The sequence below is a fragment of the Cereibacter ovatus genome, from assembly GCF_900207575.1.
GTDB lineage: Bacteria > Pseudomonadota > Alphaproteobacteria > Rhodobacterales > Rhodobacteraceae > Cereibacter_A > Cereibacter_A ovatus.
In genome coordinates this window covers 96,297-114,487 of record NZ_OAOQ01000002.1, presented here as the reverse complement: position 1 = coordinate 114,487, position 18,191 = coordinate 96,297, and the positions used below count along the sequence as shown (strand labels likewise).

The window sequence follows — 18,191 nt, the reverse complement described above, 5'->3', positions numbered from 1 at the left end:
GATCGCAGCCGTCAGCGTCGTCTTGCCGTGGTCAACGTGGCCAATCGTGCCGATGTTGACGTGCGGTTTGTTACGTTCAAACTTTGCCTTTGCCATTGGCGGAGCGCCTCGCGGATTGGGGGGCATCGCAACAAACGGTCGGTCAGCCCTGTGCTACACGGCGGCGGAGTTATCCATTGGCCAAGGAAAAATCAAGCATCACTTGGACTCGGTCTCCGGCACGACCTTCGGCTTCGGCGGAAGCCCGAACCATTCCGGGTTGTCCAGCAGCCAGGTTTCGACCCGCTTCGCCACATTGTAGGCAAGCGCCTCCATCTGCTCCTCGCGACTGCTGGTAAAGCCGGTGCCGACGATGCTCGCCCCCGACAGACTCTCGAAGACCGTCATCTTCTCGCCCTCGGGGTTCAGCTTCTTCTGCGCCGCATCGTCCCAGATGTTCGCCGTGATCGCGACCACCGACTTCGGCGCAGCCAGCACCGGGATGCCCGGCGGCGCCAGCGCATAGCCGTCGACGCTGATGCCTATATTGTAAAGCCGCGCACCCTGATAGCGACCGAAGCGCGCATCGATCGCCCTCGACACCGCCGCCTCCCACTCCTCGACCGTCGCCCCCCGCGAGATCGGAACCTTCTGCATGTTGTCCGCCACGACGATGTTCAGCCCCAGCGCAAAGTCTCCCAACTCGGCCGGTGGCTCCTTCAGATCATTCCTCTGACAGCCAGCCAGCAGGACAAGCCCAAGACAGAAGGCAGCAACGCGCGGGATCATCTCGGCATCCTCCAAGGCAAGACGCCCGGGCATAGCCCGCCCCGGCCACGGGCGCAACCGCGCGCCCCTCACCACCGGCCTCGCCCGACATCCCACCGGCCTGGACCTCACCCCGGAATCGCAAGACCTGCTTTCATTCTGGCCCAAATATCCCGCGGGGGTCCGGGGGCGCGAAGCCCCCGGTCCGACACAACGACCGCCTCGCCCGCAGGCAAGGCGCCGCCTCAGGCGAAACGGTTGTCGCGGGGAAAGCCGCGCGGAGCCATCTTGCCCGCCCCGGCGCGCGGTCCGGTCCATTCGGCCAGATCCGGCTCGGATCGGGTGCGGCCGGCGGGATCCTTCCAGCTCAACCCCTTGGCCCGCTCGAAGGTGATCGCATCGGCCAGCCCGCCGTCCTTGTACTTCTGAAGCCGGACCCCCTTGCCACGGGCCATCTCGGGCAATTCCTCCAGCGGGAACACCAGCAGCTTGCGGTTTTCGCCCACGACGGCCACATGGTCGCCGCGCACCGGGCGGCAGACGGCGGTGCGCACGCCCTCTTTCATGGTCAGCACCGCCTTGCCGGCACGGGTCTGCGCCAGCACCTCGTCCGAGGCCACCACGAACCCGTCGCCCGCCGAGGACGCCACCAGCAACTTCTCACCCGGCCGCCAGATCATCAGGTCGGTGATCGCAGCCTCGTTCGGCAGATCCACCATCAGGCGAACCGGCTCGCCCATGCCGCGCCCCCCAGGCAGGGCCGCGCCGGTCAGCGTGTAGAACCGCCCGTTCGATCCCACCAGCAACAGACGGTCGGTCGTCTCGGCGTGGAACATGAAGCGGGGGCCGTCGCCGTCCTTGAACTTGACCTCTGCATCCAGCGGCTGATGGCCCTTCATGGCCCTGATCCAGCCCATTTCGGAACAGATCACCGTGATCGGCTCGCGCTCGATCATGGCTTCCAGCGGCACTTCCTCGACCTCGCCCGCCTCGGCAAACTGGGTGCGGCGCGATCCGGCGACAGTCCATTTGCCAAAGGTTTTCTGGATCTCGCGCAGATCCGCCCCGATCCGGTCCCACTGCCGGGCCTCGCTGCCGATCAGCCCGTCCAGATCGGCGCGTTCCGCCAGCAGCGCGTCGCGCTCGGCCACAAGTTCCATCTCTTCCAGCCGCCGCAACGACCGCAGGCGCATGTTCAGGATCGCCTCGGCCTGCACCTCGGTCAGGGTGCCCGGCCCGGCGCCCGGCCCGACATAATCCTTCTCGGACGTCGCGCGCTTGACCTTGCGGCCCCATGTCTCGGCCATCAGGGCACGTTTGGGGTCTTCGTCATAGCGGATGATGTCGATCACCCGGTCAAGGTTCAGATAGGCGACAATCAACCCGCCCAGCACTTCCAGCCGGTGGTCGATCTTGGCCATCCGGTGCTGCGAGCGGCGGATCAGCACGTCGCGCCGGTGATCGAGGAAGGCGCGCAGCACTTCCTTCAGGCTGCACACCTTGGGCGTGCGGCCGTCGATCAGCACGTTCATGTTCATGCTGAACCGCAGTTCCAGATCGGAATTGCGAAACAGCATCCCCATCAGCATTTCCGGATCGACCGTGCGCGCCCGCGGTTCCAGCACGATGCGCACATCGTCGGCGCTTTCATCGCGCACATCGGCCAGCGCCGGCACTTTCTTGGTCTGGATCAGTTCGGCCAGCCGCTCGATCAGCTTGGACTTCTGCACCTGATAGGGGATCTCGGTCACCACGATCTGCCATGTGCCGCGGCCCAGATCCTCGGTCGCCCACTTGGCGCGCAGCCGGAAGGCGCCGCGGCCGGTGCGGTAGCTGTCAAGGATCGACTCGGGCGGTTCGACGATCACGCCGCCGGTGGGAAAATCCGGGCCGGGGATCAGCGCCACCAGCGCCTGATCCGAAACGCCCGGATCGCGGATCATCGCAAGGCAGCCCTCGATCAACTCATCAAGGTTATGCGGCGGGATGTTCGTGGCCATCCCCACCGCGATCCCCGACGCCCCATTGGCCAGCAGATGCGGGAAGGCCGCGGGCATCACGATCGGCTCTTCCAGCGTGCCGTCATAATTCGGGCGGAAGTCCACCGCGTTTTCGGCCAGCCCTTCCATCAGCAACTCGGCGATGGGGGTCAGGCGGGCCTCGGTGTAGCGGCTGGCGGCCGGGTTGTCGCCGTCGATGTTGCCAAAGTTGCCCTGCCCGTCCACAAGCGGGTAGCGGACGTTGAAATCCTGCGCAAGCCGCGCCATCGCGTCATAGATCGCGGCGTCGCCATGCGGGTGATAGTTCCCCATCACGTCGCCGGCGATCTTGGCCGACTTGCGGAACCCCCCCGTGGGCGTCAGCCGCAATTCGCGCATCGCGTAAAGGATGCGGCGATGCACGGGCTTCAGCCCGTCGCGTGCATCGGGCAGGGCGCGGTGCATGATGGTTGACAGCGCATAGGTCAGATACCGCTCGCCAATGGCGCGGCGCAGCGGCTCGGACGTTGTCATCGGCTCGTTGGCGGGATCGTCGGGCGTGTCGGTCATGGCCCGTGTCTAGTCGCGGGCGCGGCATCGGTCCAGACGGAAAGGGCGCGGTCCGTTCGCTGGCCTTTGCCGCCGATCTCGCCTAACAGCAAACCGATTGCGGGCGGAGAGACGGATGAGAAGCGTTCTGATTACCGGCAGTTCCTCGGGCATCGGGCTGGATGCGGCGCGCACCCTGAAGGCGCGCGGCTGGCGCGTCTTTGCAACCTGCCGGCAACAGGCCGATTGCGAACGCCTGCGCGCCGAAGGGCTGGAAAGCTTCCGGCTGGATTACGACGACCCCGACAGCCTTGCCGCCGCCGTGGCCGAGGCCACCGCCCGCACCGGCGGCACGCTGGACGCGCTTTACAACAACGGCGCCTTCGCCTGCCCCGGCGCGGTCGAGGATCTGCCGCGCGAGGCCCTGCGCGCCGTGTTCGAAACCAACCTGTTCGGCGTCCATGACCTGACCCGCCGCGTCATCCCGATCATGCGCCGGCAGGGGCATGGGCGGATCGTCAACTGCTCGTCCGTGCTGGGATTTGTCGGCTACCGCTGGCGCGGCGCCTATGTCGCGACCAAATTCGCGATGGAGGGGCTGACCGATGTCCTGCGGCTGGAAATGGCCGACACGCCCATTCGCATCGTGCTGCTGGAACCCGGCCCCATCGCCTCGAAGATCCGGGAAAACTCGATCCCGCATTTCGAACGCTGGATCGACTGGCGGGCCTCGGCACGGGCCGATCAATATGCCGGCCTTCTGACCCGGCTTTACGAAGGCGGCCATGACCGCTGGCAACTGCCGGCCTCGGCGGTGACGGAAAAGCTGGTGCAGGCGCTGGAAAGCCCCGACCCGCGGGCGCGCTACCGCATCACCGTACCCAGCCGGACCGCGTGGCTGCTGCGCCGCCTGCTGCCGACGCGCACGCTGGATCGTGTGCTGTCGCGCGGCTGAACAGGGGTCGCTTTTTTCGCCCGGCACGCTACATGACGACGACAAACCGAAGGGATCGCCCTGATGCCGGAGCCGCTTGTCATCGTCGCCGCCCTTGCCGTCCTTGGCGTGCTGGTGATCCTGATGATCGGGATCGGCGGCTTTGCCCGTGACGGCGAGTTCAACCGCCGCCACGGCAACCGGCTTATGCGTTGGCGCATCATCGCGCAGGCGGGGGCGGTGGCGCTGATCCTTCTTTTCGTCGCGGCACGCCAGCATGGAGCCTTCTGAATGGTTGTCCTCTCGAAGATCTACACCCGGACCGGCGATGCCGGGGAAACCGCACTGGGCAATGGCGCCCGTGTGGCCAAGCACTCGGCGCGGGTGAATGCCTATGGCACCGTGGACGAAACCAACGCCACCGTGGGCCTTGCCCGTCAGCACGCCGAAGGCGAGATGGAACTGGCGCTGGCGCGGATCTCGAATGACCTGTTCGACCTTGGCGCCGACCTGTGCCGCCCCGACATGGAGCGCGACCACGAGGCCGGCTACACCCCCCTGCGCATCCTGCCCGCGCAGATCGAACGGCTGGAGCGCGAGATCGACGCGATGAACGCCCGGCTTCAGCCGCTGCGCAGCTTCATTCTGCCGGGCGGTTCGGCGCTGGCGGCGCAGCTGCACCTGTGCCGCACCGTCTGCCGTCGGGCCGAACGCCTGACGGTCGAAATAGCCACAATGGAATCGGTCAACCCCGAGGCCGTTCGCTATCTGAACCGCCTGTCGGACTGGTTCTTTGTCGCCGGCCGCATCGCCAATGACGAAGGCCGCGCCGATGTGCTGTGGGTGCCCGGCCTGACGCGTGAGGCATAAGGACGCAGACGGACGCGGCGTCCCACGCCCTTTCCCTGTCGGTTTTGATCTGTTGTCGCTGGGCCGTTACGGCTAACAACGGCGCGGAGAGTTTGCCCGCCGGGCGGATGAGAAGGGAGATTGCCACTGATGAAGGTTCTTGTGCCTGTCAAGCGCGTGATCGACTACAACGTGAAGGTTCGCGTGAAGGCGGACGGCACGGGTGTCGATCTGGCCAACGTGAAGATGTCGATGAACCCGTTCGACGAAATCGCCGTCGAAGCGGCGATCCGTCTGCGCGAGGCCGGCACCGCGACCGAAGTCGTCGTGGTCTCGATCGGCGTGAAACAGGCGCAGGAAACGCTGCGCACCGCGCTGGCGATGGGCGCAGACCGGGCGATTCTGATCGAGGCCGCGTCGGACGTGCATCAGGACATCGAACCGCTGGCGGTGGCGAAACTGCTGAAGGGCGTCGTCGATGCCGAAGCCCCGGGTCTGGTGATCTGCGGCAAGCAGGCGATCGACAACGACATGAACGCCACCGGCCAGATGCTGTCCGCGCTGCTGGGCTGGAGTCAGGCCACCTTCGCCTCGGATCTGGCGATCGAGGGCGATCAGGCGGTGGTGACGCGCGAAGTCGATGGCGGGATGCAGACCATCAAGGTGAAGATGCCGACCATCGTCACCGTCGACCTGCGCATGAACGAGCCGCGCTATGCCAGCCTTCCCAACATCATGAAGGCCAAGAAGAAGCCGCTGGAAGAAAAGACCCCGGCGGATTACGGCGTCGATGTCGCGCCGCGGCTGACGGTGGTGAAGACCGCCGAGCCGGCGGGCCGCAAAGCCGGCGTCAAGGTGGGCTCGGTCGACGAGCTGATCGCGAAACTGAAAGACGAAGCGGGGGTGATCTGATGGCCGTTCTTCTGATTGCCGAAGTGACCGGCGCCACGCTGGGCGCGGATTCGACGGCGAAGGCGCTGACCGCCGCCAAGGCGCTGGGTGACGTGACGGTTCTGGTCGCCGGCGCCGGCGTCGATGGTGCCGCCGCCGAAGCCGCGCAGTTTGCCGGCGTGTCGAAGGTGCTGGCCGCCGACGATGCCGCCTATGGCAACGGGCTGGCCGAACCGCTGGCCGATCTGATCGTCGGCCTTGCGCCGGGCTACAGCCACATCCTGGCCCCGGCGACCTCGGCCGCCAAGAACGTGATGCCGCGCGTGGCGGCACTGCTGGACGTGATGGTGATCTCGGAGATCACGGCCGTTGTCGACGCCGACACGTTCGAACGTCCGATCTATGCCGGCAACGCGGTGCAGACGGTGAAATCCGCGGACGCGACCAAGGTCGCCACCGTGCGCACCGCCACCTTCGAGGCTGCGGCCAAGGGCGGCAGCGCCCCAGTCGAGAAGATCGGCGCGGCCGGCGACAAGGGCCTGTCGGCCTGGGTCGAAGACAAGGTTGCGGCCTCGGACCGACCGGAACTGACCTCGGCGAAGATCGTGGTCTCGGGCGGTCGCGGCGTCGGTTCCGAAGAGAACTTCGCCATGATCGAGAAGCTGGCCGACAAGCTGGGCGCCGCCGTGGGCGCCAGCCGTGCGGCAGTCGATTCGGGCTATGCGCCGAACGACTGGCAGGTGGGCCAGACCGGCAAGGTCGTGGCGCCGCAGCTTTACATCGCGGTCGGCATCTCGGGCGCGATCCAGCATCTTGCCGGGATGAAGGATTCGAAGGTCATCGTCGCGATCAACAAGGATGAAGAGGCACCGATTTTCCAGGTCGCCGACTATGGCCTTGTGGGCGATCTGTTCGCGGTCCTGCCGGAACTGACCGAAAAGCTCTGATCCGGGGGCCAGCCCCCCGAACGGAAGGGCGCCCCGGTGGGCCAGCCCCTGACGGTAAGTGTTGAAGCTCGCGGCCTCAGGCTGCGAGCTTCTTGCTTGCAGCCTTGCCGACACGGCCGAACACCGCAGGCCAGTCTCCGTTCCAGTGGCGCAGCCATTGTTCCCAAAGATATTTCCGAAACGCTCGGCACCGGTCTTCTCCATTTGGAAGTCGGTCGAACGTTGTCTCAAAGGGCAGATTGGCCGCATTGCGGCCAATCAAAGCAGGCTTTTCAGCATTGCCCGTCAGGGGCGGGCCCCGTGGGGGCGCCCTTTGTCATATCAGGCGCATCAGCGCGGGCCCCAGCGCCGCCGCGATCTCGGCGTGGATCGCCGGGCCCGGAACCTGTGCCGCCACCGGCGCATCCAGCGGCGGAAAGGTCATGCCCTCGGTCCCGCGGCTTTTCGCATCCTCGGAAATCACCACTTCCAGATACTGCGCGGCCTGGGGCCGGATTGCGGCGATCATCTCGGAATCGACCATCAGCGGATCCTGCACCGGCCCAAGTCCCCGGGCAGGCGGCGGCGGCCGGTCAGCCACCCACAACAGCAAAGTCGGCGCCACGATCCGCCCCAGAAGCGTGCGCATCCTTGCCACCCAGGCGGCCCGAAGCTCGATCGCGACCTGTTCGAACTTTTCGGGCGAGACCGCGTAAAGCGTCTGGATCATGTGGCGCGTAAAGGTGAAATCGGCAAAATCCACCTCGCGATACAGCGCCCGCAGCACCGGCGAGGCACTGACAAAGCGGTCGTTCCGCCGCGGATGGACGGAATACAGCCGGTTGGTCAGATTCGCCGCCCCGACCACCTGCACCACCACCGCCTGCGCCTTGGCGGCGATTTCCAACACGGTTGGATCGCTCATATAGACATCGACCCCGGCATTCATGCAGCCAAGGTTGACCATCCGAACCCCGGTCGCAGCCTCGACCAGATCCGGGAACGGCTGCGGCACGAACTTGCCATAAGCCTCGGTTCCGCCCAGCACGGCACAGAAGGCCGTGTCGAGACTGCGCCGCGGCCCGCGAAACAGAAGTTTCGAGCTGCCGTATCGGCATGGATAATAGTCCAGGGCCCCGTCGCCCTGATATGCGAAAGCCATCACACCCACCGTAGTCCAGTACACCCAAGGCCGACAGTGGAACCCAGTCCTTGCCAAATGGCTAAAGTCGGCATTCAAGCCGAAGTTTAGCCACTCGCCGCCGCCGGGCCGCCCTTGCGCCCGCCGCCGAGGCCCGCCATTCTCCGCCCTGGGGACAGCAGGAGAATGGACGATGGAGATCCGCAAGGTCGGCGTGGTGGGCGCGGGGCAGATGGGCAGCGGGATCGCCCATGTCTTTTCGCTTGCCGGCTATGACGTGCTGCTGAACGACATCAGCGCCGACGGGCTGAGCCGGGCGCTGTCGATCATCGATCGCAACATGGAACGGCAGGTCAGTCGCGGCAAGATCAGCGCCGAGACCAAGGCCGCGGCGCTGGCGCGCATCCACACCACGCTGACGCTGACCGATATTGCGAAAACGGATCTGGTGATCGAGGCAGCCACCGAACGCGAAACGGTGAAGCAGGCAATTTTCGAGGATCTGGTGCCGCATCTGTTGCCGCATACGATCCTGACCTCGAACACCTCGTCGATCTCGATCACGCGGCTGGCCTCGCGCACCGATCGGCCAGAGCGGTTCATGGGTTTCCACTTCATGAATCCGGTGCCGGTGATGCAACTGGTGGAGCTGATCCGTGGCATCGCCACCGACGAGCCGACCTACCGCACCCTTCTGGGCGTCGTGGAACGGCTGGGCAAGACCGCGGCATCGGCCGAGGATTTCCCCGCCTTCATCGTGAACCGCATCCTCGTTCCGATGATCAACGAGGCGGTCTATACGCTTTACGAAGGCGTGGGATCGGTGAAATCGATCGACGAGTCGCTGAAACTGGGCGCGAACCATCCGATGGGGCCGCTGGAACTGGCCGACTTCATCGGGCTGGATACCTGCCTTGCGATCATGAACGTGCTGCACGACGGGCTGGCCGACACCAAGTATCGGCCCTGCCCGCTGCTGGTGAAATATGTCGAAGCCGGTTGGCTGGGGCGCAAGACCGACCGCGGCTTCTATGACTATCGCGGCGAGGTGCCGGTGCCCACGCGGTAGGCCCGCCGCTTACGAAGCGCGAATTTCAGTAATCTTCGCCGAAGCGCGCGGCCACCAGACCGGCCAGCGCCTCGGCCAGCACCTCGGCCTCGGCGCCCATGGTTTTCACATGGATCGATGTCCCGCGCGAGGCCGCCAGCATCAGCAGCCCCATGATCGAATCGCCCGAGACCACCATCCCGTCCTTGGACACTTCGGCCTGGGCGTCGTGACGCTCGACCAGTTCGACAAACTTCGCCGAGGCGCGGGCATGAAGCCCCTTCTCGTTCACGATCAGCAACTCGCGCTCGACCATCACTCCCCGCCACCCAGATCCAGACTGTTGATATATTTGCGCCCCGCATCCAGCGCCAGCGCCACCGCCTCGGGCACGGCCAGTTCGCGCGACTTGGTCAGTTTGATCAGCATCGGCAGGTTCGCGCCGTAGATGATGCGCCGGTCACGGCCCGCGCAGGCCGGCAGAGACAGGTTCGAGGGCGAGCCGCCGAACATGTCGGTCACCACCACCACCCCCGCGCCACGATCCACCGCACTGGCCGCGGCAGTGATCTCGGCCTGTTTCGCGGCGCGGTCGTGATCGTCCTCGATGGAAATGGCGGCCATCGCCTCTTGTTTGCCCACGACATGCTCGACCGCAAGAAGATACTCTCGCGCCAGTCCGCCGTGGGCCACGATGACAATGCCGATCACGCCGTTTCACCCTGCTGCGCGGGCGGCAATGCGGCGGCCCTGCGCTCAAGCTCTCGGTGTCGTTTTGACACCGGCCAGCCGGCCTCTGCAAGAAGGTTGCCAAGACACTCGGCCACCGCGACCGAGCGGTGCTGCCCGCCGGTGCAGCCAAAACCGATGGACAGATGCGCCTTGCCCTCGGCCAGTTGCGCCGGCAACAGGAACAGCACCAGATCGCCAAGCTTCTCGAAGAAGGGTGCGAACCGCGGGTCGGTGCGGATGTAATCGGCCACCGCCGCGTCGCGCCCGTCCAGCGCCCGCAGACTTTTCTCCCAATAAGGATTCTTCAGGAATCGGCAGTCGAAGATCATGTCCACCCCACGCGGAACCCCACGTTTGTAAGAGAAGGACTGGACGGACACCGCAAGACGTGTCGCCGCACCCCGGTCGAACCAACGCGACAATTCCGCCTTCAGATCATGCGGAGACATTTCCGAGGTATCGATCAGATGGTCGGCACGCGCGCGGACCGGGGCCAACAGGTCGATTTCACGTTCGACCCCTTCGGCCGGGGTTTCGGCGGGGGCCAGCGGATGGCGGCGGCGGGTCTGATTGTAGCGGCGGATCAACTCCGAGGCGGCGCAGTCGACATAAAGCACCTCAAGCGAGATGCGCAGATCCTGCGTCAGCCGGTCGATCAACTCGACCAGCGCCCGCGCGTTGAAATCGCGGTTGCGCACGTCCAACCCCAGCGCGATCGGGCGCCCGATCGGCGGCCCCTCGACCAGCCGCGGCACAAGGGACAGCGGCAGGTTGTCGATCACCTCATAACCCATGTCTTCCAGCGCGTTGATCGCGGTCGATCGACCGGCACCGGACGGCCCGGTGACCAGCACAAGCCGGTATTCCTGCGCGGATTCTACCATCAGTTCCAAGGTTCTCATCGCGTTCAGGCGACGCGCCCCGATGTCAGACGGAGCAACAGCGCATAGGAAAAATGGCCGCCTTCCTGACCGAACACAAGGTCGACCGGCCGTCCGAGCACCTGAATGTTACGCCTTTGTGGCAAACGATCGGTTTCGCGCTGCCCCAGATCGACGGCCAGTTCCACTCGCGCTTCGTGAATCGCAGGGGCGCGCAGAATGCCAAGGCCACGCGCCTCGATCAGGCCGGCAAGGGCGGGCGGGCAGCGGGCGACAAGGGTCGCGCCCTCGCGCAGGATTTCGGTCCGGTCATCGGCGACAAGATCCGCGCCCAGCGCCATCAGCGCCAGCGCCAGCGACGACTTGCCCGCCCCCGACGGCCCAAGGATCAGCAGCGCACGCCCCCCGACCGCAACGCAACTGGCGTGAAGCAGAACCCGGTTACCCCCTGTCACACCGGCAGGCCCACGACGAAGCGTGCGCCCAGCGGTTCCGAGGTGATATCGGCACTGGAGGGGCGGATGTTTTCGGCCCAGATCACCCCGCCATGGGCCTCGACGATCTGTTTCGAAATCGCCAGACCCAGACCCGAGTGATTGCCGAACTGCCCCGCGGGCCGTTCCGAATAGAATCGCTTGAAGATCTTGCCCAGCGCCTGATCGGGAATACCGGGGCCGGTATCCTCGACCACGACCAGCACACGATTCTCGCGCCGCCGCGCCCAGATCCGCACCGCGTCGCCCTGTTCGCAGAACGAGACCGCGTTGGTGATGAGGTTCACGAACACCTGTGCCAGCCGCGCCTCGAGCCCGCGGATACGGATCGGGTCGGATGGCAGATCGGTGATGAAATCCACCCCCCGCTCGGCAGCCTGCTTTCCGAGATATTCGGTCAGGTTGCCGATGGTGCGCAGCAGGTCGAACTCTTCCTCTTCCTCTTTGACCAACTCACTGTCGAGCCGCGAGGCGTTGGAAATGTCGCTGACCAGCCGGTCAAGCCGGCGCACATCATGTTCGATCACATCCAGCAGCCTTTCGCGCTGATCCTCGCGCTTGGCCAGTCGCATGGTGCCCACGGCCGAGCGCAGCGATGCCAGCGGGTTCTTGATCTCATGCGCCACGTCAGAGGCAAACTGTTCATTGGCCTCGATCCGGTCGTAAAGTGCCGCCACCATGCCCCGGATGGCGATGGAAAGCCGTCCGATCTCGTCCGGTCGCGCGGTCAGATCCGGGATTCGCACCCGTCCCGGCGCCATATTTCGCGCGTCGCGGTCGCGCCCCAGTTCCGCCGCCGCGGCCAGATCGGCGAGCGGATTGGCGATGGTCGAGGCCAGAACAAGGCTGAGTCCGATCGACACGAACAGCGCCACCACGAACATTTGCAGGATCTGTTCGCGTTCGTGCCGCACAAGGCGGTCGATCTCGCCCGCGGCCGAGGTGATCGCCACGACACCGACGACCGCCCCATCCAGCCGGATCGGCGTCGCGACGGAAAACAGCGCCGCGCCATCGACATCGACGCCGGTATGAACCGACATCCGCCCATTCAGCGCGTCGGCATAGACCTTGCGGGCCAGATCCTCGGCATCGATTTCGGGCGGGCGTTCGTCACCGTAGGACAGCACCAGAGATACGGTGTTCCAGACCGCGTTGAGAAAATCGGTGATGAAGGTGGAACGGGTCTCATCGACGGGCTGAACCGAGGGCGCCCCCTGCGCGCTGGCCAGCACCGTGCCGCCGGTATCGAACACGAACAGCTCGACCCCCGGATCCGCCGCCAGCGCCGACAGGGTTGCCGCCACATCGACACCACCGGCACCCGGCCCGACCGCAAACCGGGCCTCGAACACATTGGCGACAAGATGAGCCTGCGAGACCAGCGCCTTCTCGCGCTGAAGCACCAGATTCTCGCGGAACGGGTTGGTGAACAGGATACCCGAGACCTGAATCACAAGCGCCAGAAGGTTGAAGAGGATGATCTTGCGCGCCAGCGGCGACCGGTTCAGCGAGAAGAAGCCCCGACGACCGCGGGTCTTTTGCAGGATCGCATCACCCTGTTCGTTCGGCGCAATCCAGTCCTCGCCCAGCAGAACATCGCCCGTGCGGGATGCGACCGGGGAAGATTCGACATCGACGCGTCCGAACTGCGGGGCGGCGGTCATCGCGCCGGTCACTCCTCGTTATAGCGGTATCCGATACCGTATAGCGTCTCGATTGCGGCGAAATCAGGGTCGGCGGTGCGCATCTTCTTGCGCAACCGCTTGATGTGGCTGTCGATGGTCCGGTCGTCGACATAGACCTGATCGTCATAGGCCACGTCCATCAGCTGATCGCGGCTTTTCACGAAGCCGGGCCGCTGGGCAAGCGCCTGAAGCAGAAGGAATTCCGTCACCGTCAGCGAGACGTCGTTGCCCTTCCAGGTCACCGCATGGCGCAGCGGGTCCATGCGAAGCTGGCCGCGTTCCAGAATACGGTTTTCTTCCTGCGCCACGACCTCGCCGCCGGCCAGCGCCTCTTGCCGGCGCAACAGCGCGCGGATCCGTTCAACCAGAAGCCGCTGCGAGAACGGCTTTTTCACATAATCGTCCGCGCCCATGCGCAGGCCCAGAACCTCGTCGATCTCGTCATCCTTCGAGGTCAGGAAAATCACCGGCATCGACGTCTTCTGCCGAAGGCGCTGAAGCAGATCCATCCCGTCCATCCGGGGCATCTTGATATCGAGAACCGCCATGTCCGGCAGCCGCTTGTTGAAGGCATCAAGCGCGGATTGGCCGTCGTTGTAGGTCTCGACCTCGAATCCCTCGGCCTCAAGTGTCATGGCCACCGATGTCAGGATGTTCCTGTCATCGTCCACGAGGGCGATCCTCGACATTCCCTAATCCCCAATTGCAGTAACTGACCAAATGCTTCGGGATGATCCGCCATCCGCCGAAGGAATCAATAGCCTTCTGCGAATCGGACGCATCCGATGAGACACCGTGACCTTCAAGGTACAAAGGAATGCCTAATTTGTCACAAGGTTCGGCACACAATTGCGCCAACCTGTCGCTGGTTGCGCTAACGCGGGCCTGTCACTCTGTTGTTGCCTGCGCCGCTCATGATATAGCATTGCGCGTCGGCACCCGTCTCCGGGTCCGGCCGGTATCCTATTGGCCCGGGATGCCGTTGGAAGACCGGACAACAGCCGCTCGGTCGGCATCGGGAGCTTGCAGTATGAATTTCGGACGCGTGAACCCAGCCCAGACGCTGGACGCACAAGGCATCACCGGACTCGGAGAGGTTCACTACAACCTGATCGAACCCGCCCTCGTCGAAGCCGCCGTGAAACGCGGCGAAGGACGGCTGGGCCGCGGCGGCGCGTTCCTCTGCTCGACCGGCGCGTTCACCGGCCGCTCGCCCAAGGACAAATTCGTGGTCCGCACGGCATCCGTCGAGGACACGATCTGGTGGGAAAACAACGCCCCCATGGCGGCCGAGGCGTTCGACCTGCTGCACGCCGACATGCTGGAGCATATGAAGGGCCGCACCTACTTTGTGCAGGATCTGTATGCCGGCGCCGACCCCGCGCTGCGCCTTGACGTGCGCATGGTGACCGAACTGGCCTGGCATGGCCTGTTCATCCGGCACATGCTGCGCCGCCCCGAGCGCGCCGAACTGGACACGTTCACGCCCGACTGGACCGTGATCAACTGCCCGTCGTTCAAGGCCGATCCGGCGCGCCACGGCTGCCGCACTGACACGGTGATCGTGCTGAACTTCGACAAGAAACTGATCCTGATCGCCAACACCGAATACGCCGGCGAGAACAAGAAATCGGTCTTCACGCTCTTGAACTACATCCTGCCCGGCAAGGGTGTGATGGCGATGCACTGCTCGGCCAACCATGCCATCGGCAACACCGACGATACCGCAGTGTTCTTCGGCCTGTCGGGCACCGGCAAGACCACGCTGTCGGCCGACCCCTCGCGCACGCTGATCGGCGATGACGAGCACGGCTGGTCGGACAAGGGCACCTTCAACTTCGAAGGTGGCTGCTATGCCAAGACCATCAACCTGAGCGCCGAAGCCGAGCCCGAGATCTACGCCACCACCTCGAAGTTCGCGACCGTGGTCGAAAACATGGTCTATGACGAGGAAACGCTGGAGCTTGACTTCAACGATGACAGCCTGACGGCGAACACCCGCTGCGCCTATCCGCTGGAATACATTTCCAACGCGTCGGACAACGGGCTGGGCGGCCATCCGAAAAACGTGATCATGCTGACCTGCGACGCCTTCGGCGTGCTGCCGCCGATCGCGCGACTGACCCCGGCGCAGGCGATGTATCACTTTCTGTCGGGCTTCACCTCGAAGGTGGCCGGCACCGAACGCGGCGTGACCGAGCCGCAGCCGACCTTCTCGACCTGCTTCGGCGCACCGTTCATGCCGCGCCGGCCCGAAGTCTATGGCAAGCTGCTGCAAGAGAAGATCGCCAAGCAGGGCGCCACCTGCTGGCTGGTCAACACCGGCTGGACCGGCGGCGCCTATGGCACCGGCAAGCGGATGCCGATCAAGGCGACCCGCGCGCTGCTGACCGCGGCGCTGGACGGCTCTTTGGCGAACGCCACCTTCCGTCGCGATCCGAACTTCGGCTTCGAGGTTCCGACCGAACTGAAGGGCGTGGATGCGACGCTGCTTGATCCGCGCTCGACCTGGGCCGATCCGGCGGCCTATGACGCGCAGGCGAAGAAGCTGGTCGAGATGTTTGCCAACAACTTCGCGCAATATGTGCCGTTCATCGATGCCGACGTGAAGGCGGCTGCGATCGGCTGACCGCCGTCGGGTGGAACGCGCCGGGGGGCTGTCTGCCCCCCGGTCCCCCCGAGGATATTTTGGCCAGAATGAAGGAAGGGGCGCTTTTGCGCCCCTTTTGCTTTTGTGGCGGCTGATTTGCAGGGTCATATTCATGCGCAGCATGTGTATCCCGTGAATTTTTGTTGCGCTGCGGGTGCGAAGTGATTAGGAGATCGCAGTCGCAGAACAGTGGAGCCACGCCATGCCGAAGGACGGATCGACCATGACCGAACAGCCGCTTCTTGCCGATCTTCTGTCGTTGACGGCCGAGGCCCTGCCCGAGGTCGAGGCACTGCTGGATTCGGCCCGTGCGACCTTGAAAGAGCGGGTCACCGTGGGCGGCAAGGTGTCCTCGGCCGCGCTGGAGCAGGACCAGTTCGCGGCGCATGCGCTGTCGTGGTTGGCCACCTATGTCGAATCGTTGCGTCAGATGCGGGCCTGGGCCGGCCGGCTTGAGGTCGAGGGCCAACTGGGCGAGATGGAGGCGCTGATCCTTCAGATCGCGTTCGGCGAATATCTGGCGCAGATCCGCGGCGGCATCCCGATGAGCCAGAACGAAATGGCGCGGGTGCAGGATATCGGGGTGGACCTGGGCCATCCGGGCGAGGCCGCCCGCACGCTGATCCGTCTGGGCAACACGGGTGCGGCCCGTTCCCGGCTGGTGGCGCTGATGCGCGACAACCATGGGCGCGCCACCTTCGGCGCGTCCGGGCTGGACGAAGAGCTGGAGATGATCCGCGACCAGTTCCGCCGTTTCGCCGATGAGCGGGTGGCGCCCCATGCCCATGGCTGGCACATGCGCGACGAGCTGATCCCGATGGAGATCATCGATTCGCTGGCAGAAATGGGCGTGTTTGGCCTGACGATCCCGGAAGAGTTCGGCGGTTTCGGCCTGTCGAAGGCGTCGATGGTGGTGGTGTCGGAAGAGTTGTCGCGCGGCTATATCGGTGTCGGCTCACTGGGCACCCGGTCAGAGATCGCGGCAGAGCTGATCCTGTGCGGCGGCACGCCCGAGCAGAAGGCGGAATGGCTGCCGAAGCTGGCCAGCGGCGAGATCCTGCCGACGGCCGTCTTTACCGAGCCCAACACAGGCTCGGATCTGGGCAGTCTGCGCACGCGGGCGGTGAAGGACGGCGACGACTGGGTGGTAAACGGCAACAAGACCTGGATCACCCATGCCGCGCGCACCCATGTGATGACGCTGCTGGCGCGCACCGATCCCGAAACGACCGATTACCGCGGCCTGTCGATGTTCCTGGCCGAAAAGATCCCGGGCACCGACGAAACTCCGTTCCCGACGCCGGGCATGACCGGCGGCGAGATCGAGGTTCTGGGCTATCGCGGCATGAAGGAATACGAGATCGGCTTTGACGGCTTCCGCGTGAAGGGCGGAAACCTTCTGGGCGGGGTCGAGGGGCAGGGCTTCAAGCAGCTGATGCAGACTTTTGAAAGCGCCCGCATCCAGACCGCGGCCCGCGCCATCGGCGTGGCCCAGAACGCGCTGGAAGTGGGGATGCAATATGCCGAGGACCGCAAGCAGTTCGGCAAGCCCTTGATCGAATTCCCGCGCGTGGCGGGCAAACTGGCGATGATGGCGGTCGAGATCATGGTGGCGCGGCAGCTGACCTATTTCTCGGCCTGGGAAAAGGATCACGGCCAGCGTTGCGATCTGGAAGCAGGGATGGCAAAGCTGCTGGGCGCCCGCGTGGCCTGGGCCTCGGCCGACAATGCGTTGCAGATCCATGGTGGCAACGGCTTTGCGCTGGAATATCAGATCAGCCGCATCCTGTGCGATGCGCGCATCCTGAACATCTTCGAGGGCGCAGCCGAGATTCAGGCGCAGGTGATTGCGCGGCGGCTGCTGGACTGATCCCGGTCAGGACCGGGCAAGGGGGCGGGCCGGCGGCCTGCCCTTTTGCATGTCCGGAACCCGTGTCATTCGCGCTTCGTGAATGACACGGGCTGCAACAGCATCTCTTGCAGCCGGGTCCGCGCCTCTGGCAGCGGTCGCCCGCCCAGCATCAGCGCCAGTTCGCGCGACAGGAAATGGCCGGTGATGGCAAGACCCCGCGCCAGATCCTCGGCGCTGGTCGGTCCCTGCCCCAGAAGCGCCAGCGGCAGCGGGAACAGGCGCCCCACCCAGTCGCCGGCGGCGGCACGGCTGACGGCGCGGCCGGTTTTCGGGCTGACATAGGCCAGATCCTCGCGCGAGCCGGTCACGGCACAGCGGGTCAGGTCCAGGCCGAAACCGATTTCTTCCAGCAGGCGCATCTCCCATCGCAGATAGGCTGCGGGCCAGTCCGGGCCTGACAGGGCATCGAAAAGCGCAATGCTGACCTGCCAGAACCCCGGATGCGGTTCACGTTCCGGCAACGCGACATGCAACAGGGCGCAGACGGCATTCAGGCCGGCAAGCCCCAGCCGGTCGCCCAGAAGCCCGGTGCGCGACCGGATCGGCTCGACCGTGAAGGCGCCCATATGGCCATCGAGCCGCGCCCTCCATGTCAGGTCCAGTTGCGCCCCCGGTTGCAGAACCGGCGCCAGCTTTCGCGAGGCGCCACCGCGGACCACGCCCATGTGACGGCCATGGGCGGCGGTGAACACCTCGATGATCGCGGCGCTTTCGCCGTGCCTGCGCACCGACAGCAGCACCCCTTCGTCGCGCCATTCCATCATCGGATT

The 18,191-nt window shown here is 65.2% G+C and carries 19 protein-coding genes; 8 read left to right on the top strand and 11 right to left on the bottom strand.

Annotated features, from left to right (window positions below; genetic code table 11):
• The 3 genes from CRO07_RS18365 to CRO07_RS02695 all read right to left on the bottom strand — a co-directional run.
• The coding region (locus CRO07_RS18365) for a GTP-binding protein (RefSeq protein ID WP_141399411.1) at positions 1-96 on the bottom strand (96 nt) is incomplete at its 3' end.
• A 102-nt stretch (positions 97-198) separates the two neighbouring features.
• Positions 199-768, bottom strand: coding sequence for a hypothetical protein (locus tag CRO07_RS02700; protein WP_097029470.1), 570 nt, complete (start codon positions 766-768; stop codon positions 199-201).
• Positions 769-992: 224 nt separating this feature from the next.
• Positions 993-3,296: a DNA topoisomerase IV subunit A gene (locus tag CRO07_RS02695; RefSeq protein ID WP_097029152.1), complete on the bottom strand. Its 2,304-nt coding sequence runs from the start codon at positions 3,294-3,296 to the stop codon at positions 993-995.
• Positions 3,297-3,411: 115 nt separating this feature from the next.
• Here CRO07_RS02695 and CRO07_RS02690 point away from each other — a divergent pair, with 115 nt between their 5' ends.
• From CRO07_RS02690 to CRO07_RS02670, 5 genes are all read left to right on the top strand, one after another.
• Positions 3,412-4,230 carry an SDR family NAD(P)-dependent oxidoreductase gene (locus CRO07_RS02690; protein ID WP_097029151.1) on the top strand — a complete coding sequence of 273 codons (819 nt, stop codon included), beginning with the start codon at positions 3,412-3,414 and terminating at the stop codon, positions 4,228-4,230.
• A 63-nt stretch (positions 4,231-4,293) separates the two neighbouring features.
• Positions 4,294-4,500 carry a twin transmembrane helix small protein gene (locus CRO07_RS02685; protein ID WP_407919617.1) on the top strand — a complete coding sequence of 69 codons (207 nt, stop codon included), beginning with the start codon at positions 4,294-4,296 and terminating at the stop codon, positions 4,498-4,500.
• Complete coding sequence (locus CRO07_RS02680; protein ID WP_097029149.1) at positions 4,501-5,079, top strand: cob(I)yrinic acid a,c-diamide adenosyltransferase; 579 nt, start codon at positions 4,501-4,503, stop codon at positions 5,077-5,079.
• 129 nt (positions 5,080-5,208) lie between these two features.
• A complete protein-coding gene (locus CRO07_RS02675; RefSeq protein ID WP_097029148.1) occupies positions 5,209-5,970 on the top strand; it encodes an electron transfer flavoprotein subunit beta/FixA family protein in 762 nt (253 codons plus the stop codon).
• Complete coding sequence (locus CRO07_RS02670) at positions 5,970-6,896, top strand: electron transfer flavoprotein subunit alpha/FixB family protein (RefSeq protein ID WP_097029147.1); 927 nt, start codon at positions 5,970-5,972, stop codon at positions 6,894-6,896. The genes CRO07_RS02675 and CRO07_RS02670 overlap by 1 nt, the downstream gene beginning before the upstream one ends.
• 316 nt (positions 6,897-7,212) lie before the next feature.
• Here CRO07_RS02670 and CRO07_RS02665 read toward each other — a convergent pair whose 3' ends face one another.
• Positions 7,213-8,037, bottom strand: coding sequence for a DUF6473 family protein (locus tag CRO07_RS02665; RefSeq protein WP_097029146.1), 825 nt, complete (start codon positions 8,035-8,037; stop codon positions 7,213-7,215).
• Positions 8,038-8,209: 172 nt separating this feature from the next.
• On the opposite strand from CRO07_RS02665, the gene CRO07_RS02660 reads away from it, so the two are divergent.
• The gene (locus CRO07_RS02660) at positions 8,210-9,085 is read left to right on the top strand and encodes a 3-hydroxybutyryl-CoA dehydrogenase (protein WP_097029145.1); all 876 of its coding nucleotides are present in this window, start codon (positions 8,210-8,212) and stop codon (positions 9,083-9,085) included.
• A gap of 25 nt (positions 9,086-9,110) precedes the next feature.
• On the opposite strand, the gene CRO07_RS02655 is transcribed toward CRO07_RS02660, so the two are convergent.
• Genes CRO07_RS02655 through CRO07_RS02630 form a run of 6 tightly spaced genes read right to left on the bottom strand, consistent with a single transcriptional unit; the run spans position 9,111 to position 13,548 of the window.
• Entirely contained in the window at positions 9,111-9,380 is a 270-nt protein-coding gene (locus tag CRO07_RS02655; protein ID WP_097029144.1) for an HPr family phosphocarrier protein, read from the bottom strand.
• Entirely contained in the window at positions 9,380-9,775 is a 396-nt protein-coding gene (locus CRO07_RS02650; RefSeq protein ID WP_097029143.1) for a PTS sugar transporter subunit IIA, read from the bottom strand. The genes CRO07_RS02655 and CRO07_RS02650 overlap by 1 nt, the downstream gene beginning before the upstream one ends.
• The gene (gene rapZ, locus CRO07_RS02645) at positions 9,772-10,680 is read right to left on the bottom strand and encodes an RNase adapter RapZ (RefSeq protein ID WP_097029469.1); all 909 of its coding nucleotides are present in this window, start codon (positions 10,678-10,680) and stop codon (positions 9,772-9,774) included. Before rapZ ends, CRO07_RS02650 begins: the two co-directional genes overlap by 4 nt.
• A 23-nt stretch (positions 10,681-10,703) precedes the next feature.
• Positions 10,704-11,132 carry an HPr kinase/phosphorylase gene (locus tag CRO07_RS02640; RefSeq protein ID WP_097029142.1) on the bottom strand — a complete coding sequence of 143 codons (429 nt, stop codon included), beginning with the start codon at positions 11,130-11,132 and terminating at the stop codon, positions 10,704-10,706.
• Positions 11,129-12,838: a sensor histidine kinase gene (locus CRO07_RS02635; protein ID WP_097029468.1), complete on the bottom strand. Its 1,710-nt coding sequence runs from the start codon at positions 12,836-12,838 to the stop codon at positions 11,129-11,131. The genes CRO07_RS02640 and CRO07_RS02635 overlap by 4 nt, the downstream gene beginning before the upstream one ends.
• An 8-nt stretch (positions 12,839-12,846) precedes the next feature.
• On the bottom strand, positions 12,847-13,548 hold the full coding sequence (locus tag CRO07_RS02630) for a response regulator transcription factor (RefSeq protein WP_097029141.1): 702 nt from the start codon (positions 13,546-13,548) through the stop codon (positions 12,847-12,849).
• Positions 13,549-13,889: 341 nt separating this feature from the next.
• Here CRO07_RS02630 and CRO07_RS02625 point away from each other — a divergent pair, with 341 nt between their 5' ends.
• Together CRO07_RS02625 and CRO07_RS02620 are read left to right on the top strand one after the other, a co-directional pair.
• On the top strand, positions 13,890-15,488 hold the full coding sequence (locus tag CRO07_RS02625; protein WP_097029140.1) for a phosphoenolpyruvate carboxykinase: 1,599 nt from the start codon (positions 13,890-13,892) through the stop codon (positions 15,486-15,488).
• Between the two features lie 223 nt (positions 15,489-15,711).
• Positions 15,712-17,379, top strand: coding sequence for an acyl-CoA dehydrogenase family protein (locus CRO07_RS02620; RefSeq protein ID WP_097029139.1), 1,668 nt, complete (start codon positions 15,712-15,714; stop codon positions 17,377-17,379).
• Between the two features lie 65 nt (positions 17,380-17,444).
• Here CRO07_RS02620 and recO read toward each other — a convergent pair whose 3' ends face one another.
• Positions 17,445-18,185 carry a DNA repair protein RecO gene (recO, locus tag CRO07_RS02615; RefSeq protein ID WP_097029138.1) on the bottom strand — a complete coding sequence of 247 codons (741 nt, stop codon included), beginning with the start codon at positions 18,183-18,185 and terminating at the stop codon, positions 17,445-17,447.
• Positions 18,186-18,191 lie beyond the last annotated feature (6 nt).

Excerpts from the sequence above, each read along its gene's own strand:
- CRO07_RS02700 (WP_097029470.1), bottom strand. The coding sequence starts at position 768 with ATGATCCCGCGCGTTGCTGCCTTCTGTCTTGGGCTTGTCCTGCTGGCT.
- CRO07_RS02695 (WP_097029152.1), bottom strand. The coding sequence starts at position 3,296 with ATGACCGACACGCCCGACGATCCCGCCAACGAGCCGATGACAACGTCC.
- CRO07_RS02690 (WP_097029151.1), top strand. The coding sequence starts at position 3,412 with ATGAGAAGCGTTCTGATTACCGGCAGTTCCTCGGGCATCGGGCTGGAT.
- CRO07_RS02685 (WP_407919617.1), top strand. The coding sequence starts at position 4,294 with ATGCCGGAGCCGCTTGTCATCGTCGCCGCCCTTGCCGTCCTTGGCGTG.
- CRO07_RS02680 (WP_097029149.1), top strand. The coding sequence starts at position 4,501 with ATGGTTGTCCTCTCGAAGATCTACACCCGGACCGGCGATGCCGGGGAA.
- CRO07_RS02675 (WP_097029148.1), top strand. The coding sequence starts at position 5,209 with ATGAAGGTTCTTGTGCCTGTCAAGCGCGTGATCGACTACAACGTGAAG.
- CRO07_RS02670 (WP_097029147.1), top strand. The coding sequence starts at position 5,970 with ATGGCCGTTCTTCTGATTGCCGAAGTGACCGGCGCCACGCTGGGCGCG.
- CRO07_RS02665 (WP_097029146.1), bottom strand. The coding sequence starts at position 8,037 with ATGGCTTTCGCATATCAGGGCGACGGGGCCCTGGACTATTATCCATGC.
- CRO07_RS02660 (WP_097029145.1), top strand. The coding sequence starts at position 8,210 with ATGGAGATCCGCAAGGTCGGCGTGGTGGGCGCGGGGCAGATGGGCAGC.
- CRO07_RS02655 (WP_097029144.1), bottom strand. The coding sequence starts at position 9,380 with ATGGTCGAGCGCGAGTTGCTGATCGTGAACGAGAAGGGGCTTCATGCC.
- rapZ (WP_097029469.1), bottom strand. The coding sequence starts at position 10,680 with ATGGTAGAATCCGCGCAGGAATACCGGCTTGTGCTGGTCACCGGGCCG.
- CRO07_RS02635 (WP_097029468.1), bottom strand. The coding sequence starts at position 12,838 with ATGACCGCCGCCCCGCAGTTCGGACGCGTCGATGTCGAATCTTCCCCG.
- CRO07_RS02630 (WP_097029141.1), bottom strand. The coding sequence starts at position 13,548 with ATGTCGAGGATCGCCCTCGTGGACGATGACAGGAACATCCTGACATCG.
- CRO07_RS02625 (WP_097029140.1), top strand. The coding sequence starts at position 13,890 with ATGAATTTCGGACGCGTGAACCCAGCCCAGACGCTGGACGCACAAGGC.
- CRO07_RS02620 (WP_097029139.1), top strand. The coding sequence starts at position 15,712 with ATGCCGAAGGACGGATCGACCATGACCGAACAGCCGCTTCTTGCCGAT.
- recO (WP_097029138.1), bottom strand. The coding sequence starts at position 18,185 with ATGATGGAATGGCGCGACGAAGGGGTGCTGCTGTCGGTGCGCAGGCAC.